Raw genomic sequence first — 20,679 nt, forward strand, 5'->3', positions numbered from 1 at the left:
ATTAAATAGTCTTATTTAACTTAAAAATATCCTTTGCTTCTTTGCACCCTTTGCGCCTTTGCGAGAACCTAAATCGGACATTATCTGTTCAAAAATGAACATCTCCCTTTTTATCATTTATCTAACATGCTTATTCTTAATACGGTAGAAAGATGGCATTCTTTTGATAAGATCAGTATACAGATCAATCAACCAGTATGTTCAGGAATTATCTAAAAATCGCAGCAAGGAATCTCTGGAGAAACAAAGGCTTTTCTGCCATCAACATTATTGGGCTCGCGATAGGGCTGGCAGTGTGCCTGCTCATTACACTATATGTGACAGATGAACTCAGTTACGACCGGTTTAATGAGAAGGCAGGCAGGATATATCGTGTGAATGCAGATTTCCTGGTGAATGGCAGTGCGTTTCAGGAAAGATATACGCCCGGGCAGCTGGGGGCGGTGCTGCAGCAGGAGTTTCCGGGGATAGAGAACTATGTGCGCATATTAGCAGCCAGACAGGGCATACTGGTGAAGAAAGGTGAGCAGACGTTCAGGGAGAAGAATATTATGCTGGCCGATTCTACGTTGTTCAACATTTTTACGGTTCCTATGATTGCCGGAGATCCGCGCACCGCGCTGACCCAGCCTGATGGCATGGTCATCTCCGAAAGTGCGGCTGTCAAATATTTCGGTAGCACAGATGTCGTAGGAAAGACGCTGCTCACAGATAATACAATCACATATCGCATCACAGGCGTAATCCGCAACTTTCCCGCCGCTTCACATATACATCCCGATTTCATTAAAGCAATGGTCGGTACAGAGGAGAGTCGCAATGATAACTGGATGAGCGACATCTTCGATACTTACCTGCTGGCGAAGCCTGGACCAGGAGAGCAGGAAATTAACCGCTATCTCCGTGAAGCAACGCTACGCTATATGGATAAACCATTGAAAGCGATGACTGGCAGCAGTATTGCGGAGATCGAAAAAAGTGGTGGCCATTTTGGTTATTATGCCATGCCGCTGACAAAGATCCATTTGTACTCAACATTGACCAATGAAATAGAGCCTTCCGGCAACATCCAGTATGTATACATTTTCCTGGTAGCGGCTGTGCTGATACTGCTGATCGCCTGCGTGAACTTTATGAATCTCTCCACAGCGCGTTCTGCCGGCCGTTCCAGGGAAGTAGGGGTAAGGAAAGTATTAGGGTCGCATAGAGGTAACCTGGTCGCGCAGTTCCTGGTGGAGTCTGTGGTGACCAGTAGTATTGCACTGGTGCTGGCTGGAGGTATAGCTGTACTGTTGCTGCCCTTTCTGAACCAGATGGCGGGCAAGGAGATCAGTACAGCAGTATTGCTGAACAGATGGCTGGTGCCCGGAGCTGTGGGCGTTGTTCTGGTGGTGGGGTTCCTCGCAGGTAGTTATCCCGCTTTCTATCTTTCATCCTTTGAGCCGGTGAAGGTACTGAAAGGTAAGCTGGCAGCGGGGATGAAGGCCGGGGGCATGAGAAATGCACTGGTGGTGTTCCAGTTCTCTACCGCCATTATACTGATGATAGGCACCCTGGTCATATACAGTCAGCTTGATTATATACGCAACCGCAAGCTGGGATATAATCGTGAACAGGTGCTGGTGTTGCATGACGTATCTGCCTTAGGAACCCATGCCAAAACACTCCGGCAGGAGGTGCTACAGCTGCCTGGTGTAGCATCAGGAACCATGACCCGTGAGCTGCCAACAACCGGCATGATGTATACGGGTATCTATTCAAAAGATGCCGCTTCCAGCGCCGGCCAGGTAACAGGTATATTTGAATGGCTGGTGGATGCTGACTACATCCCGACGCTGGGCATGCGGATGGCGGCAGGCAGGAATTTCATGCCTAACAGCCCTTCCGACAGCAGTGCAGTAGTCATCAATGAAACGGCTGCCAAACTGTTAGGGTTTACAGACATCAATGACAAAGTGTTGTACAGTGGTCATCAGCCTTTCCGTATCATCGGCGTTGTGAAGGATTTTAATGCCGGCTCTTTGCGTAAGAAGATCCCGCCGATTGTAATGCGGCTGGTGGAGGTAAGGGAGAACATGGCTTTCCGTATCAGTACAGCCAATGTACCGGCACTCATTGCGCAGATAGAGCAGAAGTATCATGCTGCCGGTGATATGAAAGGCCAGCCTTTCCACTATTCTTTCCTCGATGATAACTTCAACCAGTTATATAAGTCAGAAGAACGCACGGGCAGGATCTTCGTCTCATTTGCCTTCTTCGCGATATTCATTTCCTGCCTGGGGTTATTCGGACTGGTTACCTATGCCGCCGAGCAGCGTACCAGGGAGATCGGTATCCGCAAGGTGCTGGGAGCCAGTATAACCGGCATCGTTACCCTGTTGTCAAAAGATTTTCTGAAGCTGGTGGTGGTGGCTATCTTAGTGGCATCGCCGCTCGCCTGGCTGATCATGGAGCGCTGGCTGCAGAATTTTGCTTACCGTATCAGTATTGGTGGGTGGGTGTTTGTAGTCACCGCGTTGGTGGCCATTTTGCTGACACTGGCTACAGTAAGTTTCCGGGCAGTGAAGGCTGCATTGGTAAACCCGGTGAAGAGCCTGAGCTGAAAACCCCGGCTGACAAGATATTCCGAAGGATAATGTTTTTTTTACGGAAGATAATATGATTCCGTTCCGCTGACAGCGGGACGGAATTTTTTTATATAGAAATTTCATAAGTAAGCGAATATTCACTTATTTTTGTAAAAAAGAATAGCATGTACAACCTAAAAATTCAGATGTAAAACATGAGAACAAGAAATGCAGACAAGCAGGAGCTGGTTAAGAGAAAATCTATTGAGATGGTGGTGAAAGATGGGTTGGAAGGCTTCAGTGTCAACAAACTGGCGAAAGCATGTGGTATTTCTGTGGCTACACTTTACATTTATTACAAAGACAAGGACGATCTGATTGCCGAGGTGGCAAAGGAAGAAGCAGAGCGGATGAGTGCAACGGTGCTGAAGGGGTTTGATCCGGAAGCGCCCTTTGCGGAGGGGTTGCGGCTTCAATGGAAGAACAGGGCAAAGCATATGATGGAAAACCCGTTGACGGTCATGTTCTTCGAACAATTGCGACACTCTTCCTATCAGGAAACAGTATGGAGTTGTATCCTGATGAAGTTTAAGGACAGTATGGGGAGATTCCTGGCGAACGCAATTGACAGCAATGAAATCGAAAAAATGCCGGTGGAGGTCTTCTGGTCCATTGCCTTTTCTCCTTTGTATTCATTACTGCGCTTCCATCATGAAGGCAGCAGCTTCAGTGGAAAGCCATTTGTGATCAGTCAGAAGATCATCTGGCAAACATTCGGACTTGTATTAAAAGCGCTTAAAAAATAACATCACTTCTTTACTTATACACAAGCATAATCTATGGAAACAACAACCGCAGAGGTATCCGATAAAAAGGATGTCGCTAAGATCCCGTTTACTTCGTATCAAAAGCTCATCATAGTAATACTGGCGCTTACTCAGTTTACAGTGGTGCTCGACTTTATGATCATGTCGCCGCTCGGTGATATGATGATGAAATCAATGAACCTGCATCCGGATCAATTTGGATGGGCTGTATCAGCCTATGCCTTCAGTGCCGGCGCGTCGGGCCTGCTCACAGCCGGCTTTGCAGATCGTTTTGATCGTAAGCAGTTATTATTATTCTTTTACCTGGGCTTCGTACTGGGTACTATTTTCTGTGGCGTAGCCACTACTTATCCGTTGCTGATAGCAGCGCGTATTATTACCGGTTTGTTCGGTGGTGTAATAGGATCTATATCCCTGGCCATCGTAACCGACTTGTTTGATCTTCATCATCGCGGCCGTGTAATGGGTTTCACCATGATGGGCTTCAGCGCCAGCCAGGTGCTGGGCGTACCTGTAGGTCTCTTTATCGCCAACTACTGGGGATGGCAGGCGCCGTTCCTGATGGTGGCGATGCTGGCGCTGCTCGTGCTGTTCCTGATCGTTACTAAAATGCGTCCCGTGAATGCACACCTGGCAGTGAAACAAAACCGTGATCCACTGGCGCATCTGATAAAAACATTCCTGAAAAGAGAGTACCGCATCGGCTTCCTGGCCACAGCGCTCATATCTATCGGAGGTTTCATGATGATGCCCTTTGGCAGCGCCTTTGCCGTGAATAACCTGAATGTGTCACAGCAACAACTTACGCTGCTCTTCATGGTATCTGGCGTAACATCGCTTTTCATCATGCCGCTCGCCGGTAGATTGAGCGACAGGATCGATAAGTTCAAGCTCTTTGCGGTGGCAGTGATCTGGACCTGTATCATGGTGGTGATCTACACCAATCAGTATCAGATCCCATTGTGGCTTGTAGTTGCACTCAACGTACTAATGATGATAGGTATCATGAGCCGCGTAATCCCTTCCACCGCACTGGTAAGCGCAGTGCCGGACATGGCAGACCGTGGTGCCTTCATGAGTATCAACTCATCGTTGCAACAAATTGCAGGAGGTATTGCTGCTGCTGTTGCAGGTAAAATTGTTGTACAACAAACAAAAACCAGCCCGCTGGAACACTACGATATTGTAGGTTACCTGATGGTCATACTTTCAGCAATCTCTATTATCATGGTATACCGTGTAAGCATGCACGTGAAAAGGAAAACGGGAGAGAAGTTAGCTTAAGGATATTTTCTATTTTGTTATGTAGTTATTTAAAATGCAGCGAAGATTATGTTGTTTAATATAACATAATCTTCGCTGCATTTTTATTTACATAGCTACATAGTAAAATGACTAAATAAAAAAATGAAATGGTAATAATCTGGTAACACGGATAAATGCAAAATGCCCGCAGCACTGTCTAGTTTTGCAGCTTTAATTAATTCGTTCATGGGTTAATAGGTTCATGAAAAAAATGCATTATATTGTATATAGCTTCGTCGAACTTTATTAAACCAATATCTTTTTCGTAACTGCCAGTATAAAAATAGTCTGTCACATAAACCATAGCTAGATCGTATACACCATCCACTTTCAGAGGATACCAGCTGCTTTTTATTATTCATCATAAAAGTCAACTAAAGCTCCCATTTATGCACAAATTCTATTTCAGTAGTTATCTGCTGAATTTCTCTGTGAGAACATGCTTTGTTCTTGCATGCCTGTTCATGGGTCTGAGCCTGTCTTCCTCCGAAGCGTGGGCGCAGGAGAAATTCAGTGTACAGGGAAAAATTACGGACGAAAAAAATCAACCATTGCCTGGTGTGAGTGTATCGGAGAAAGGAACCAAAACAGGAGTGGTAACCAATGTGGATGGCGTTTACAAACTGGAAATATCCAGCGGTAATGCACAACTGCACATTGCTTTTGTGGGATATGAGAACCAGGACATCAGCATCAGCAGCAGACATACTATCAATGTATCACTTGCGCCGCAGCTGCGCCAGCTCAATGATGTGGTGATCACCGGTTACGGTAAAACCAGCAAGAAGAATGTGATCGGCTCCATCAGCTCCGTAAATGCGGGCGAGTTCGCACAAGGCGTTGTGGGTAATCCCTCCCTGCTGCTGCAGGGCAAGGTGCCTGGTCTTAACATCACCAAAAGCGGTAACCCCAACCAAACACCAACGGTTATACTGAGAGGTCCGTCAACATTACGCAGCGGCGCCCAGGAACCGTTTTATGTTATCGACGGTGTACCCGGTGCTCCCATCGATATGATTGCGCCGGATGATATAGCCTCCATCGACGTACTGAAAGATGGCGCCTCCACCGCGATCTACGGCGCCCGTGCCGCCAACGGCGTTATCATGGTAACAACCCGCCGTGCAAAGAATGATCAGATGCATATTTCTTACAACGGTTATATCGGCATCGAAAAAGTAGCCAAAAGACTGGATGTGCTTACCGGTGATGAACTGCGCAAATATCTGGCAGATAACGGCCAGGTATTGTCGCCCGCCAATAACGATACTATACCCGGCACCAACAAACTGGTGAACACCAACTGGCAGGACGAAGTACAACGTACCGGTGTATCACAGAATCACAACATTGCGCTGCTGGGAAGCGCCAAAGCCACTACCTACGGCTTCAGCGTTAACTATTTCGACAACCCCGGTATCATCAAAGGCTCATCGCTCAACAGGTTCGCCGTAAAAGCAAACATTGGCCAGCGTGCTTTCAATGACAGGCTGCGTCTCGATCTCTCCGTGTACAACACCACTACCAAACAAAACAACGTACCGGATGCCGTATTGTCAAACATGCTCAACTACCTGCCTACCGTGTCCGTGAAGAGACCTGATGGCAGCTATACAGAAGACTACGCCGGTAACGTTCGCGGTAGCAGCAACCCGGTATCTCTCATCGACAATAATATCGATCAGACCAAAACCAACAAGTTCCTCGCCAACGGTCTTGCTGAAGTGAAGATTCTGCCAGGATTGTATTACACTGCCAGCCTCACCACACAGCGCGAACAATATAACCGGAACGTTTATTACAACAGTCTGTCTACCCTCGCCAAAGGAAACAACGGTAAAGCAAGCCGTAATACGTGGACGAATACACGGAATATCATTGAGTCCTATTTCAACTACGATAAAACGGTTGGTAAGCACAACTTCAAAGTGCTGGCTGGGTACTCCTGGCAGGAAGACCGCAGCGGCGACGGTTTCGGCGTTACCACCCAGGGCTTCGGCAGCGATGCACTCACCTATAACAACCTCGCGCTCAGCAACCCGCCCAGCGGTACTATCGTATTCGATAACTCCGCACAGACCACTTTAACCACCCTTCGCCTGATCTCTTACTACGCCAGGGTCAACTATCAATACGCCGACAAATATTATTTCCAGGCATCATTGCGTAATGACGGTTCCTCAGCATTCGGTAAGAACAACCACTGGGGCTACTTTCCCGCCGTTTCAGCAGGATGGCGTATAAGCCAGGAACCTTTCCTGAAATCAGTGCGTAACCTCGATGACCTGAAGCTCAGGGTAAGCTACGGTATCTCCGGTAACTCTCTCGGCTTCGATCCGCTCACTGCGCAACTGCAGTACAGCACTGTAGGCCGCTACTACGATAACGGCAACCTGATCAACGCAATCGCACCGGTGCAGAATGCCAACCCGGATCTGAAATGGGAACGTACTGCCATGTTCAATGCCGGTATCGACTTCACCGTGCTGAAAGGCAGACTGGGCGGCTCGATCGACTTCTACGACAAACAAACCTCCGATCTTATCTGGAACTATCCTGTTTCCACTACACAATATATTGCCACTACTCTGCTGGCTAACGTAGGTAAGGTAAGCAACAGGGGCGTGGAAGCTATCATCACTGCTGTACCGGTGTCTACAAAGAACTTCACCTGGAACACCACAGTAAACGTTGCGCATAACAGCAACAAGATCAGCTCACTGGCTAACGGGAAGTTCACACTGAAAGATATACCGGTAGCTATTCTTGGTGGTAAAGGACAATCCGGCAACTGGAGCCAGAAAGTAATGGAAGGTCAGCCTATCGGTACATTCACCCTGTTCCATTATGTAGGGAAAGACAAAGATGGTATCTCTTCCTATCAGAAGGCAGACGGCACCACCACAACTTCTCCCAGCACCGCAGATCTGCTGGTGGCAGGTAATGCGCAGCCTTCTCTTACCTTCGGCTGGAGCAACACCTTTAACTGGAAAGCATTTGATCTCACCATGTTCTTCAGAGGCGTAACTGGCAACAAGATCCTGAACGCTACACTGGCGGGCCTCAACACACCTACTGATGCGAAAATGACCAACGTGGCGAGATTCACTTTACAGGAATCTTACAATGATAAAAACTCGTTCCTCGTATCTGACAGATTCCTGGAAAACGGTTCCTACTTCCGCCTGGATAATCTTACACTGGGTTATACTTTCAACACCAGCCGTATCCATATCGCCAAACTGCGGTTGTATGCGAACGTAAACAACGTGTTTACCATTACAAAATACACCGGTATAGATCCTGAAGTTGACCTGGGTGGCCTCACGCCAGGCATTGATGTAAGGAACTATTATCCTAAAACAAGGTCTTTCATCCTTGGTGTGAACGCAACATTTTAATTATCCAAACTCAGGAAAACAGTATGACACAAAATAAATTTCTCTGCATATTACTGCTGGCAGTACTGGCCATGACGGGCTGCCGCAAGCTGGATGTAGACGTAGAGTCGAGATATACGCCCGGTAACTTCCCTACCAACAATGCATCTTATGCAGCAGCCGTTGGCGCCGTGTATTCCCAGCTGGCTAATTCAAAATCCGGCGACGGTACTTATTTCATGAACGGTACTGGCTTCAGCTACGCAGTAGACTACTGGATGCTGCAAGAACTGTGCACAGATGAAGCAATCATTCCTGCCAGGGATGGTAACTGGGATGATGGCGGTAAATACCGTTTCCTGCACCTGCACACCTGGACGGGTAATCTGCCTTTCGTGATCAGTTCATGGCAATGGGGCTTTGGCGGTATCAACATCGCCAACAATGGTCTGAACCTGGTGGCACAGCTGCCTGCTTCTGCCACCAAATCCACCGCCATCGCAGAGTTGAAGGCAATGCGCTCCCTTTTCTATTTCTTTATGATGGACTCATACGGTAACGTACCCGTGCTGGATACTTTCCCGGTAAACAACCTGCCCGTAACAAAGCCTCGTAAAGAAGTGTTTGACTTCATTGAAAAGTCGCTGCTCTCCGTTATTCCAGACCTGCCTACCAAGGTGGATGGTTCTACCTATGGCCGTGCAACCAAATGGATGGCATTTTCGCTGCTGGAAAAAATGTACCTCAATGCTGAGTACTATACCGGCGCACCGCGTTATAAAGATGCCGTTGCGATGGCTGACAGTATCCTCACCAACGCGCCTTATACACTGGAAACTGACTATACTTCCATCTTCAAACCTGATAATGGCCCGCAGACCAAAGAAACGATCTTCGCTATTCCTTATGATGCCAACCTGATACCTGGTAACCACTTCACCCGCTTCGGTCTGCATCCTACATTGAAAGCGCGTTTCGACCTGCCTGATGGTTTTGGCCCCAGCGTGGCGCTCAGCACGATCGCTGATTTCTATGCTATTTTCAACCTGCCTAATGATGTCCGCAACAGTACCTGGCTCGCTGGAAAGCAGTATCAGAAAGATGGTTCAAAGAACATGCTGAAAACAACCACCAAAACGTTGGATGCTACTTATCCGGGTCCTGACAAGGATACCCTGTGGTGGGTGGAGATCACACCGGAAATGAAACTGAAACCCGGCGGCGAAGGCAAGCTGGATGTAGGTAATGATGTCCTCGCGCAGCTTAAAGGTGTACGTTCTGTCAAATTTTATCCTGACAAAAACATCAACACATCCACACGTTTCCAGAACAACGATTTCCCGCTATTCCGTCTTGCAGATGTGATGATGATGAAAGCAGAAGCTATTCTCCGCGGTGCTGCACCTACAGCAGTGAAAGGAGAGATGCAGACTGCTGACGTCCTGGTGAACAAAATCCGGTTGCGCGCAGGTACCACGCCCGTAGCAGGAATCACCCTGGATGAACTGCTGAACGAACGTGCCCGTGAATTTGCATGGGAAGGCTGGAGAAGAAATGACCTGATCCGCTTTGGCAAGTTCGAAGGCCAATGGGGATACAAGCAAAAAGATAACGATGTATTCCGTCGTATTTTCCCTATACCTGAAATAGAACTGGCCCTGAATCCGCAACTGTCGCGTAACCCAGGCTACTAACTGTGATTTATGTGATGTGAATGATTATGTTGATGAGCGAAGATCAAATTAAAAGAGCGAACCCGATCCATATAAGTAGGATCGGGTTCGCTCTTTCAACTTTATTATCACAGAATAATATTCCCTCTTCGCTCATCAACATAATCATTCACATCACATAAATCACAGTAGCTTTATGGCAACTATCAGCAGTAACGCATAATCTGTCAGGAGATCATGCTTAAGTAATTTGATAGCGTTACTCATATGCTTCTCCACCATACTAACGGAAATAGCTAAACGGGATGCAATCTCCCGGTACGATAATCCTTCTTCACGATGTAACAGGTATACCTGCCGGCAATTATCAGGAAGTTTTTCGATCGCTATATCAAGCGCCTGTAAAGCTGTTCCTGTATTGCTTTGTGGGGTAGTTACCAGTTTGTCAACTTCTTCCTGTACAGACTCGAGCCATGCGGTGTCTTCACGTATGCGACGGCGCACCACATCTGTAAGCAGATTGCGGGCAATAGTCTTCAATAATGGTAACGCCTTCTCCGGCTCACTGATCTGCTCCAGCCTTTCCCATACCTTGATGTAACACTGCTGCATGAGATCCTGCACGAGGTGCACATCCTGCGTATAGTAGCAGAGATATTGATACAGGCTGTCCTGTGTGGCGTGATAAAGTTGTGTGAAGATACGCTCCCTATGGTGTGCAGTTTCAGGCATAATCAGCACAAATATAAGATGCGGTCCTGCGTATGACTGTATTACCAAATTGTTAACTGTAAAGAATTTTGCTCTTTTTCATTGAGGTAGATGATGGTTGCTGCGTGTTTATTACAGCGGGGCTCCCCCGATATAGAATTATTGTTATGATGAACCGGGAATTATGGCAGCGTTACATTGATAAAACCTGTACAGACGACGAAAGAAAAGCCGTGTTTAAATGGCTGAAGGAACAGGATGATCAGCTGCTGGATAAATATTTATCTGAAGGATGGAGTGAACAGCCTTCACCGATGCCTGCCGGTGCGGCAGCACAGCTATATGCAGGTGTGATGAAGACAGTACAGGGGAAACAACAGCACACATACCGTCTTTGGTGGACAGCTGCGGCTTCCTTATTACTGCTGGCCGGCGGCGCATTATTATGGTGGCAGCAGCGGAGAGGGGGTATCTCAGATAAACCCGCACTGAGCTGGCAAACAATTGACAACCCGGCAACGAAAGTACGCCGCTTCTCATTGCCTGATGGAAGTCACATCTGGCTGACGCCGCATTCAAGTCTGCGTATCCCTGATAATTACGGAGAAAAGACCCGGAGTGTGGAACTAAGTGGAGAGGCTTATTTTGAAGTGGTACAGCAGGTAACGGCTCCTTTCATAGTAGATGCCGGCAGCCTGCGCACCACAGTGCTGGGTACAAGTTTCAATATCGAAGCCTACAAAGGAGAAACTACCGCCAGCATTGCGCTCACCAGCGGCAGGGTAGCGGTGCGTTTACCGTTGGCGCATAAAGACAGCATTGTACACCTCGAACCGGGAGTGAAGCTAACATATACGCCTGTATCAAAACACTTCTCTACCGTGCCATTCCAGGCTGATGAGCAGGAGGCCTGGAAACGTGGCGCCATCGTACTGGATGATGTGCCGCTGGCGGCTGTCTTCAAACGACTGGAAGACCGCTTCCATAAGAAGATCATTTTCGATCCATCTCTTTATACCGACGCCCGCTTTACCGGAACCTACGAGCATGCCGGACTGGACGTAATCCTGAAGAATATCAGCTTTATTCATGGTTTCAGGTACAAAATCCACGGCGATACCGTGCTTATTCACTGATCACATAAAAAATGCCCCGCTGGCCGGCGGGACATCAAAAACAATTGTTTTTAAAGTTTACGTATGGACAAATTTACACAAAGCAACACAAACCGGCGAAAAAGAAAACGCTGGACGTTTCTATGTTTCCTGGTCCTGCTCTTAGCAGGGCATGCAAAGGGGCAGTCGCCCGCGCTGGATCAGCCGGTAACGTTGTCGCTCACCAACACCAGCCTGGCAGTGGTGATCGCAGAACTGGATCAACAGAATCCCCTTGCTTTCTCATATGATCGTGGCTCGCTCAGCGCCGTGAAAGTTCACAAGGTCTCCTGGAAAGGCGTCCCCCTGAAAGCTGCATTGGCAGAGCTGACACAGATTACAGGGATGTCTTATGTTGTGAATGGTAATACCGTGGCGGTGAAATCAGGACAACCAGTTCCACCCGGAAGTATCCGGGGCCGTGTAGTAGACTTTGAGACGTCCGCACCACTTCCTGGCGCAACTGTGCAGATCCAGGGCACAGCCTCCGGTGCGGTGACCGACAATAAAGGTTATTACCAGCTGAATAATGTTCCGGTAGGTGCGTACACGTTAGTGATCACCTTTATAGGCTATCAGCGAGGGGTGATAGACAATGTAAATGTATCCGGCAACAGGCAGTCGGCCTACGATGTGAAAATGCAGGCCGGCGGCTCCCTGAAGGAAGTAGTGGTAGATGCCGGTCCACGTAAGGTGCGCGCCGTAACACATAGTACAGATCAACAGTTGCTGCAGGAGATCCGGAGCGCCACCGGCGTGGTGTCTGGTATCTCCAATGAACTGATTGCCCGTACTGCGGACCGCAACGCCGCCGAAATTGTAAAACGCATTGCCGGCGTAACCGTGGTAGACGACCGCTTCATCGTGGTACGTGGCATGAATGAGCGTTACAACCTCACGTATCTCAACGGCAACATTGCACCTTCTACAGAGTTATACAGCAAAGCATTTGCTTACGACCTGCTGCCCAGCAGTGTGATCGATAAGATACTCGTCTACAAGTCGCCGGTAGCCGACCTCGTGGCGGATTACGCCGGCGCTGCTGTGAAAATATATACAAAGAACGCCATGCCCGTAAAACATTTTGATATAGGCATACAACTGGCACACCGCGTAGGGTCAACCATGAAAGAGATCAACAGCTATAACGGCGGTAAATACGATGTACTGGGCTTTGATGACGGTACACGAAAGTTGCCCGGCTTTGCCCCCGGTATCTTCGAAAGTAATAAGCAGGCGCCGCACCTGAGCCCGGAAGAAAAGATAAAAGGGTTCTCTCCGGTACTGGATTTAGGTACCCGCAAAAGTCTGCCCGACATGCAGGTATTCGGCAATTACTACAACAGCTGGCGCATCGGTAAAGCCCGCCTGTATGATCTAACCTCGCTTACGTTTACTCGTGAAACCATTGCTTATGATATTTACCGCCAGCGCGGAAATACCCACGCCTTCGGCATTGCTTTAGATGATGGAACGCAATCATATGCTGATAATAACAAGATCACCTACAGCAGCCCATCATCAGAAGTGGCTAAGGTCAACCTGTTGCAAAACCTGACATTACAGCTGAATGACCGGCATCGTCTTGTATGGAAGAATTTCTTTGTGAATGACGGCCGCCGCATTTCCAATATCAACACCATCGTAAGTAATAAAGCAGTGGAAAGTATCGGCGAGTGGCAACAACGGGAAGTGCTGCTGTCCTTTGAGCAACGCATGATGTACTCCGGTAATATAAGTGGTGCACATACGCTGGGAGAAAAAAAACAACACGAGCTGGAATGGAACATCGGCTATACACATGACCTGCAGAGTATACCAGACCTGCGCATCAGCCGGTTGAGAAGAGCAGTCGGCCTTTTTGATACCACCTGGTCTGCCATACCCTCCAATTTCCAGGGCATGATCAGCCGCCAGTATATCAAAAACCTGGAGCAGGTATATAACGGATCTGCAGACTACACTTTTCATATCCATCAAGACTTCTATTTGAAAACCGGCGCCTATCTCCTGTTTAAGACAAGGCAGGTAGGCCGCCGTTTTTTCCGGATCAACAGAGCCGGACTGGGTGCGGGTGAAACCGATCCACCCTCAGATGACGTGAGATGGTATGATGGATACGGTGTTAATGATCCTAAACTGCTGCATTTTAAAGGATCTGATCTTTCAAAAGTCTGGAGCCCTGCATACTTTAAGAATGACAATACCGGACTGGATGCATATGATGCTACTTCCCCGGTGGATTCATATACCGCCAGTGAACAGTATAATGCCTTTTATGTGATGGGCGACTGGAAAACCGCAGGAGAAAAGATCACAGTAAATGCCGGCGCCAGATTGGAATATGACCGCCAGCAACTCGCTGGCGCTGACTCCCTCTCTTTTGCAGGATCTGGTACCATTTATCCGATCAATATTGACCATAAGAAAACTGTATTGCTGCCTTCTGTGAATCTCAGTTATCGCCCCTCCGATGCATTTGTGATAAGAGGTAGCTATGGCCGTACGGTAAACCGGCCTGATTTCCGTGAGCTGACGCCTTACAACGATTTCGATTTTCAGCGGGGAGAGATCATGAAAGGGAATCGTGATGTAATAACTGCCACCATCGATAACTATGATCTGCGTGGAGAGTTTTATCCAAAGCGTAATAAAAATGAGATGTTTAACGTCGGCATCTTTTATAAACGTCTGCAAAACCCGATAGAGCGCATGCGCAGGGATATGACCAGCGCTGCATTTGCTGATAACTGGAATTATACCCGTATTTCTTTTGCCAACTCTGTTAGTGCGGAGATATATGGTGTGGAAGCGGAGATCAGAAAGAGCCTGTCATTTCTGCCAGGTAGCCTTTTCCGTCACCTCAGCATCGTAGTGAATGGTTCCCTGTTGAAGAGTACAACGGTAACGCATAAACTGAATTTTGGCTTCCCGGTAGACAGTATCACCAAAAAGGGAGAACCGCTCCAGGGTCAATCTCCCTATACTGTAAACGCAGGCCTGTTTTATGAGAATCCCGCCTGGGGTACCAAAATCGGACTGGTGTACAATGTGAACGGTGCGCGTATTTATGCGAAGAGTGAACGTACCGTCAACGATACCACCTACGAAGATAAAGCCATCCGTCCACACCTGCTTCAGCTCCCCATGCATCTGTTGGATCTTTCCATTACGCAGCGTCTCATAAAGTCTCTGCAGGTGAAATTTAGTATACAGAACCTCCTGGATCAGAGCTATCGTATTGTGGAAGACCAGAATTATAACCAGCGTTACGATGCTGAGAAACCGAAGCTGGGATCTGGCGACCGTATTTATTATACAGGAGACAACATCTACACAAGATATAAACCCGGTATGTATTGGTTACTGCAATTAACCTATGCCCTTTAAAGCATTTATTATGAAACGAGAAAGAAAAATTACCTGCTCATTATATATCACCATGCTGGCCGTCATACTACTGGCGTCCTGTTCGAAAGATGCTGACCCGGTGGAAAGGCCTGTACTTGCAAATATTAGTTTCTACAATGCTTCTACAGCCCTCACCGGTGAATTTGTTCATGGAGGTTCTATCAGTAACCACATTCTTATCGACAGTTACGATACTACTTATCAGGACAAGGACAATATTATTGGAAAAGTGCCCGGATTCGGTTTGTCCTACCTGAATGCATTCCCCAATCTTATACAGGGTTGGACCGCTTATCAGGAATTACTTGCAGGAGCGCATAAACTGATACTGGCTGATACTTCCGGGCGGGTACTGGACAGCAATACAGTTCGCCTGGATAAGGATATTCCCGCCACTGTGTTCTATGGCGACAGTCTGGGACATTACCGCAGCATAGCACTGGCTGATAAATTCATACCGGCGGAAGGAAAGATAGGAGTGCGTATCATTAACCTGTCGCCCTCCACAGATTCTGTTTATATCACCTTTAATAAAGAAGTGCCGGCAGGGTTTCCGTCTGCTACTTATTATGGTAATTATACATCGTTTATTCCGGTAGATTTTACAGGCCGGAGCACTATCAATGTAAAGGTGTTGAAAAAGAGCCAGGAACGGGAATTACTGGCTGGCACAGTCCTGGAAGCAGCTATCGGTCATGCATATACGTTGGTGATTAGCGGGTATTCAGACAATAATCCCGGTATATATATCGACCCACGCAAGGGCAGGAGTGTAGAGATAAAAAACAATTTTACTATCACTGTGATCAAGAATTTCTAAATCCGGTTTCATCATGAAAAAAGCGTACAACATTTATATATCAAAGTGGCTGCTGCCGGTAGCCTTGTTTTTTATCACACTGCAATCCTGCAGTAAGGTAGACAACCATGCTACCCTGGTAGCCAATCAACCCTGGCTGGCAGATCATTACAGCCTGGCTGGTTTTCCTAACAATGAATGGCTGTATCCTTCATCACTGATCGTAGGGGATACTGCTGTATTGATCGGTAAATTGTTTACCGGCGAACCTGGCGCATCTGTCGCTATAGGTGGCGTGCCGGTGAAGGTAGTGGACAAGAAAAAACTGGACCCGAACGGGAATAGCGATAACCACGGTTATCCGTATCCGGTTATAGATCTGATCCGCTTTGTGGTTACCAGAGAAATGGGCGTGGGCACAGGCCGTAAAGTAGAAGTGACTGCCAATGGCAATACTATTTATGGAAGACCTGTTGCTGTCCGCGAATTTGCAGAAAGCAGCGCCCGCACCGATACTACGTTATGGGTAGACAGGATTGGCTCCTGGAAGCCGGATAACGAGGATGAATATCTGAGAAAAGGATATGCATTGGTCCGCTCTGTACATAACGACAGAAATGGCGTTGTTTATTTCGATAATCAGCTGGGCGTCTATAAACTGGAGAAAGCAGCTGTGAAGAATATAATTAAGCCCGGTGACGCCTTCACAGACGATAAAGGCGCGAAATTTAGCATTATACAAATACTGGGCAGCACCATCTCATTTGACGGCAGTACATTGTATTTCTCTGCAGAAAATAATGAGAATACAGCTGATGCTGTATCCAATTATATTTTCAGGATCTGTAAAATGGACATCGCTACCGGTGGTGTCACCACCATCAACCGTACGCTGGTATTGAAAGTAAGAGCTACGAATAGCGAAGACGGAAGCCCTTATACCGGTATGATGGACCGGTTGAAGATTATTGCCAAACACCTGAACCTGGATATCAATAATAACCTGTACTTCACTAACTATTACGCCCCGGATAATGTTTCGGACGATCATTCCAGCTGGTACGCAGGGATTTCCAATGGAGGTGCAACACAGGAATCAATTCCTTCCTCCGTATCGCTGGTAGATAAAATGACAGCAGATGGTAAAGTGACGGCAGTGATGGCCTCAGGGTTTGATTACACTACGCCTGGTTTCAAAGTGGCCCTTCCTATCTACTTCCCTGATCTGATGGGCAGATACCTGCATGGCTTCTCATCGGTTGACTATGTTACCACATTTCTCCAAAGATATGATCCGAAAGAGAACGACGTACTGGCGAGCATTCCCAATAATAATAGTTTCAGCTTCCAGTCATACGAGAAAAATCCGGCCTATAGACTGAATGGTACCGTTAGGCTTGGCAGTGTGGATATTAATACAATATACTATCTCTTTCAACCTCTTCTTATAATGTCAGATGGAACAGTATTACACACAGAATATTCCTCATTGTTTGCATATGATCTCACGGATATGAGAGCTTATTGCTATGCAGGAACTGAAACTGGTTATATTGGATTTCCGGAAGAACAGAATAAAGAGACCGGTAAAGCCAAATGGGTCAGTTTTTCGGAAGTGGATCTTATCGGGCAGGATAAAAGCAATGCAGTCTACTACTGTAAAGGGTATTCCCCTAAGACTACTCCTGATGGCGTAATCTTTTATAAGCTATATTCAAAATAAACCCACGATGATAGCTTTTGATTTTCCTGGTACTGATTCCTGTATCAGGAAAGTCAAAAACTATCCTTATAGAGTTGTTGCATATAAATAATCCCTTTCTCCCTGGCAAACTGCACATTCCTCGCTGGTATTCCTTCAGGATCAGGATGGAACTTCACCGCTTTTCGTACGTCCGCTTCACGTAAGATGTGCAGCATCGGATACGGAGAGCGGTTGGTATAATCGGCAGGATCTTCTGCTTCGCTGTCTGCAAAGCGATACTGCGGATGGAAGCTGGCCACCTGGTAAATGCCTGTATATTTTTTACGTCGCAGCAATTGATTGGCTGCAGACAAAAGCTGAAGATATTCCTGGAAAGATGGAAATGCATCAGGAAAGATCAGCAGGGTAGTGGCTATGCTGCTGTCTTTATCAAGGCGTGCACATTCCCGGAGAAAAGCGTCTTTACCCGCCTGCATGCCGGCGCCGGTTTCCACCTGGTAGTGTATGCTGTTGCGTTGCAGCTCCCGCGAGGCAAACGGACAGAAATTACATCCTACTACCACATGCGCTATCCATTTCCTTGTCTGTGCAACGATAAGTTCGGTCCGGTCCATGGCCGTAAAGATAACGCCACTACAGTGATATTTCCGTATCGCGTAAATTTTTTTCCTGATCCGATACGAATAGGAAACGCTCGCTTTCCACCTTTGCGCAAAATTAGGATCTATGGAAAGGGTTTACGGCTCTGGAATATTCAGAATATTGATAGCAGGATTGCTGCTGCTCGTTGCTTTCAATGCATCGGCTAACGATCCGGAGGATGAGAAAACAGGCTCCATCCGCGGAAAGGTACTGACCTCTGACGCGATAGCAGTGGAAGATGTAATGGTCGTCCTCGCAGAACCCAATGTTACTACTGCTACGCAGACAGACGGCTCTTTTGTATTCCGTCATATAGCGCCCGGAAAATATCACCTGCTCGTATCACTGGCAGGCTATAGCACTGTTACGGAAGAAGTGACGGTGGAAGGCGGCAGAACGGCTGTAGTGTCACTGAAATTGTCCGCCTCCAGCAAAGCTTTGCAGGAAATAGTGGTAGCAGGTACCCAGCAAAAGCTTACCCGCAGCGCTACCTACGATGTGGCGAAGATACCGCTGAAGAATATGGAGAACCCACAGGTATATACTACCATCACAAAAGACCTGCTGCAACAGCAACTCGTGTTCTCTGTGGATGATGCTATGCAGAATGCTACCGGTGTTACTAAAATGTGGGATGCTTCCGGTCGTGGCGGCGATGGCGGCGGCTACTATAATATGCGCGGCTTTATCGTGCAGAGCCAACTGCGTAATGGCGTTGCAGGCAACGTTACCTCCCGCATCGATGCCGCCAATCTCGAAAGAATTGAAGTGATCAAAGGCCCTTCTGCTACCTTGTTTGGCAGCAGCCTTACCTCTTATGGTGGTCTGATCAACCGCGTTACGAAAAAGCCATATGATCATTTCGGCGGCGAAGTGGGCTTCGCAGCAGGCAGCTTTGGCTTCAACCGCTTCAGCGCCGATGTTAACACGCCGCTCGACAAAAACCGCGATGTTCTCCTCCGTGTCAACGCCGCCTACAATTACGAAGGCTCCTTCCAGGACTATGGCTTCACCAGGAGTGTGGCCCTGGCGCCCAGCCTCAGCTATCGCGTGAACGACCGCCTCTCCTTTAACTTCGATGCGGAATACTACGCGGGCCAGAATACCGGCCTCAGTGTGTTCTTCTTTAACCCCGGTATGAAAATGTCGGAGTTGGGCGCCAACCGCGCCGATGAACTGAAGGTGGATTACAAACGCGCCTACAGCATGAACGACCTGTACCAGAATTCACGTAGCACTAACCTGTTCGGGCAAATGAACTATCGCCTGTCAGGCCAGTGGTCTATGCAAACAAACGTGACCAGCACCGCCAGCTATTCTGACGGTCCTTCACCTTATTTCTACCTGATGCCGGCCGGTATGATCTCCCGTAATGATCAGAACACCAACAACAGCCACGACAACGTAATTGAGATCCAGCACAACTTCAACGGCGATTTCAATATCGGCAGCCTGAGAAACCGCTTTGTAGGTGGTCTCGACTTCTTTCACCATAATGCCAACCAGCTCTTCGGCGGAGCTACTTACGATACCATCCGTGGTACCGGCGATATCCCCACATACCGCAACTTCAACCGCCGCAACCTGGACAAGGTGTATGAAACGAAAGGCCCGGACTATACGCTTCCCTATCATTATCTTACCAATACCTACAGTGCTTACATCTCCGATGTGCTGAACATTACAGACAACCTGCTGGTACAGGCCGGCGTTCGTGTTGATTATTTTGAACACAAAGGCAATTACGACGATGTAAAGGGAACTTACGTTGATGGCTACACGCAGACTGCCTTCTCGCCTAAGTTCGGTATCGTATATCAGCCGCTGAAAGATAAAGTATCCCTCTTTGCCAATTACCAGAACGGCTTCACCAATAAGCCTACAGCCAACTCGGCGGGCACGCCCTTTAAGCCGGAGCAGGCCAATCAGATGGAAGGCGGCGTAAAAGTGTCGTTGCTGAATGGTATGCTGACAGGTAGTGTAAGCTATTACGACATCAAGGTAAAAGATGTAATCCGCCCCAGCACAGACAGACCCAATGTATCTGTTCAGGATGGAACTCAGTACAGTAAAGGTATAGAAGCGGAAGTGATAGCTCATCCGGTACGCGGCCTCGACATCGTGGCAGGATATGCTTACAATGATTCAAAGTATGAAAAGATCGAAGAGAAACTCGACGGACTAAGACCCGCTACCGCAGGATCTCCCACTGTAGCTAACCTCTGGGTGAGTTACCGCATACAGCGTGGTGCTGTAAAAGGATTGGGCTTTGGTATCGGCGGTAACTACGCCAGTGATAATAAAGTTGTGAACGACAGATCACTTGGCTACTTCTACCTGCCTTCCTACACCGTATTAAACGGAAGTATCTTCTATGAAAATAGCCGCTTCCGCCTGGGCTTCAAACTCAACAACATTACAGACAAAGAATACTGGACCGGTTACACAACCGTAAATCCGCAAAAGTCAAGAAACTTCAGCGGAAGCATCGCTTTCAAATTCTAG

At 47.7% G+C, this 20,679-nt stretch carries 12 protein-coding genes; 10 read left to right on the forward strand and 2 right to left on the reverse strand.

Translation table 11 applies throughout. The features are described 5' to 3' along the window. Positions 1–197 precede the first annotated feature (197 nt). The 5 genes from VM802_RS09055 (at position 198) to VM802_RS09075 (ending at position 9,773) form a co-directional block, all read left to right on the forward strand. Complete coding sequence (locus VM802_RS09055; RefSeq protein ID WP_325529512.1) at positions 198–2,603, forward strand: ABC transporter permease; 2,406 nt, start codon at positions 198–200, stop codon at positions 2,601–2,603. Positions 2,604–2,782: 179 nt separating this feature from the next. Next, complete coding sequence (locus VM802_RS09060) at positions 2,783–3,373, forward strand: TetR/AcrR family transcriptional regulator (protein WP_325529513.1); 591 nt, start codon at positions 2,783–2,785, stop codon at positions 3,371–3,373. A gap of 33 nt (positions 3,374–3,406) precedes the next feature. Then, complete coding sequence (locus tag VM802_RS09065; protein ID WP_325529514.1) at positions 3,407–4,678, forward strand: MFS transporter; 1,272 nt, start codon at positions 3,407–3,409, stop codon at positions 4,676–4,678. 410 nt (positions 4,679–5,088) lie between these two features. After that, on the forward strand, positions 5,089–8,100 hold the full coding sequence (locus VM802_RS09070; RefSeq protein ID WP_325529515.1) for a SusC/RagA family TonB-linked outer membrane protein: 3,012 nt from the start codon (positions 5,089–5,091) through the stop codon (positions 8,098–8,100). Between the two features lie 23 nt (positions 8,101–8,123). Further along, complete coding sequence (locus VM802_RS09075; protein WP_325529516.1) at positions 8,124–9,773, forward strand: RagB/SusD family nutrient uptake outer membrane protein; 1,650 nt, start codon at positions 8,124–8,126, stop codon at positions 9,771–9,773. 162 nt (positions 9,774–9,935) lie between these two features. Here the strand turns inward: VM802_RS09075 and VM802_RS09080 are convergent, their stop codons facing one another. Beyond that, entirely contained in the window at positions 9,936–10,484 is a 549-nt protein-coding gene (locus VM802_RS09080) for an RNA polymerase sigma factor (RefSeq protein WP_325529517.1), read from the reverse strand. Between the two features lie 146 nt (positions 10,485–10,630). Between VM802_RS09080 and VM802_RS09085 the strand changes: the two genes are divergently transcribed. From VM802_RS09085 to VM802_RS09100, 4 genes are all read left to right on the forward strand, one after another. Continuing rightward, on the forward strand, positions 10,631–11,599 hold the full coding sequence (locus tag VM802_RS09085; protein ID WP_325529518.1) for a FecR family protein: 969 nt from the start codon (positions 10,631–10,633) through the stop codon (positions 11,597–11,599). A gap of 63 nt (positions 11,600–11,662) precedes the next feature. After that, positions 11,663–15,007, forward strand: coding sequence for a TonB-dependent receptor (locus VM802_RS09090; RefSeq protein ID WP_325529519.1), 3,345 nt, complete (start codon positions 11,663–11,665; stop codon positions 15,005–15,007). Positions 15,008–15,017: 10 nt separating this feature from the next. Beyond that, positions 15,018–15,848 carry a hypothetical protein gene (locus VM802_RS09095; RefSeq protein WP_325529520.1) on the forward strand — a complete coding sequence of 277 codons (831 nt, stop codon included), beginning with the start codon at positions 15,018–15,020 and terminating at the stop codon, positions 15,846–15,848. Between the two features lie 13 nt (positions 15,849–15,861). Further along, the gene (locus VM802_RS09100; RefSeq protein ID WP_325529521.1) at positions 15,862–17,550 is read left to right on the forward strand and encodes a hypothetical protein; all 1,689 of its coding nucleotides are present in this window, start codon (positions 15,862–15,864) and stop codon (positions 17,548–17,550) included. 53 nt (positions 17,551–17,603) lie between these two features. Here the strand turns inward: VM802_RS09100 and VM802_RS09105 are convergent, their stop codons facing one another. Beyond that, on the reverse strand, positions 17,604–18,146 hold the full coding sequence (locus VM802_RS09105) for a DUF1415 domain-containing protein (protein WP_325529522.1): 543 nt from the start codon (positions 18,144–18,146) through the stop codon (positions 17,604–17,606). 112 nt (positions 18,147–18,258) lie between these two features. Between VM802_RS09105 and VM802_RS09110 the strand changes: the two genes are divergently transcribed. Further along, positions 18,259–20,679 carry a TonB-dependent siderophore receptor gene (locus tag VM802_RS09110; RefSeq protein WP_325529523.1) on the forward strand — a complete coding sequence of 807 codons (2,421 nt, stop codon included), beginning with the start codon at positions 18,259–18,261 and terminating at the stop codon, positions 20,677–20,679.

Source organism: Chitinophaga sp., assembly GCF_035538455.1.
Taxonomy (GTDB): Bacteria; Bacteroidota; Bacteroidia; order Chitinophagales; family Chitinophagaceae; genus Chitinophaga.

Bases quoted from the DNA above. Each gene is read 5' to 3' on its own strand.
- VM802_RS09055 (WP_325529512.1), top strand. From the start codon at position 198: ATGTTCAGGAATTATCTAAAAATCGCAGCAAGGAATCTCTGGAGAAAC.
- VM802_RS09060 (WP_325529513.1), top strand. From the start codon at position 2,783: ATGAGAACAAGAAATGCAGACAAGCAGGAGCTGGTTAAGAGAAAATCT.
- VM802_RS09065 (WP_325529514.1), top strand. From the start codon at position 3,407: ATGGAAACAACAACCGCAGAGGTATCCGATAAAAAGGATGTCGCTAAG.
- VM802_RS09070 (WP_325529515.1), top strand. From the start codon at position 5,089: ATGCACAAATTCTATTTCAGTAGTTATCTGCTGAATTTCTCTGTGAGA.
- VM802_RS09075 (WP_325529516.1), top strand. From the start codon at position 8,124: ATGACACAAAATAAATTTCTCTGCATATTACTGCTGGCAGTACTGGCC.
- VM802_RS09080 (WP_325529517.1), bottom strand. From the start codon at position 10,484: ATGCCTGAAACTGCACACCATAGGGAGCGTATCTTCACACAACTTTAT.
- VM802_RS09085 (WP_325529518.1), top strand. From the start codon at position 10,631: ATGATGAACCGGGAATTATGGCAGCGTTACATTGATAAAACCTGTACA.
- VM802_RS09090 (WP_325529519.1), top strand. From the start codon at position 11,663: ATGGACAAATTTACACAAAGCAACACAAACCGGCGAAAAAGAAAACGC.
- VM802_RS09095 (WP_325529520.1), top strand. From the start codon at position 15,018: ATGAAACGAGAAAGAAAAATTACCTGCTCATTATATATCACCATGCTG.
- VM802_RS09100 (WP_325529521.1), top strand. From the start codon at position 15,862: ATGAAAAAAGCGTACAACATTTATATATCAAAGTGGCTGCTGCCGGTA.
- VM802_RS09105 (WP_325529522.1), bottom strand. From the start codon at position 18,146: ATGGACCGGACCGAACTTATCGTTGCACAGACAAGGAAATGGATAGCG.
- VM802_RS09110 (WP_325529523.1), top strand. From the start codon at position 18,259: ATGGAAAGGGTTTACGGCTCTGGAATATTCAGAATATTGATAGCAGGA.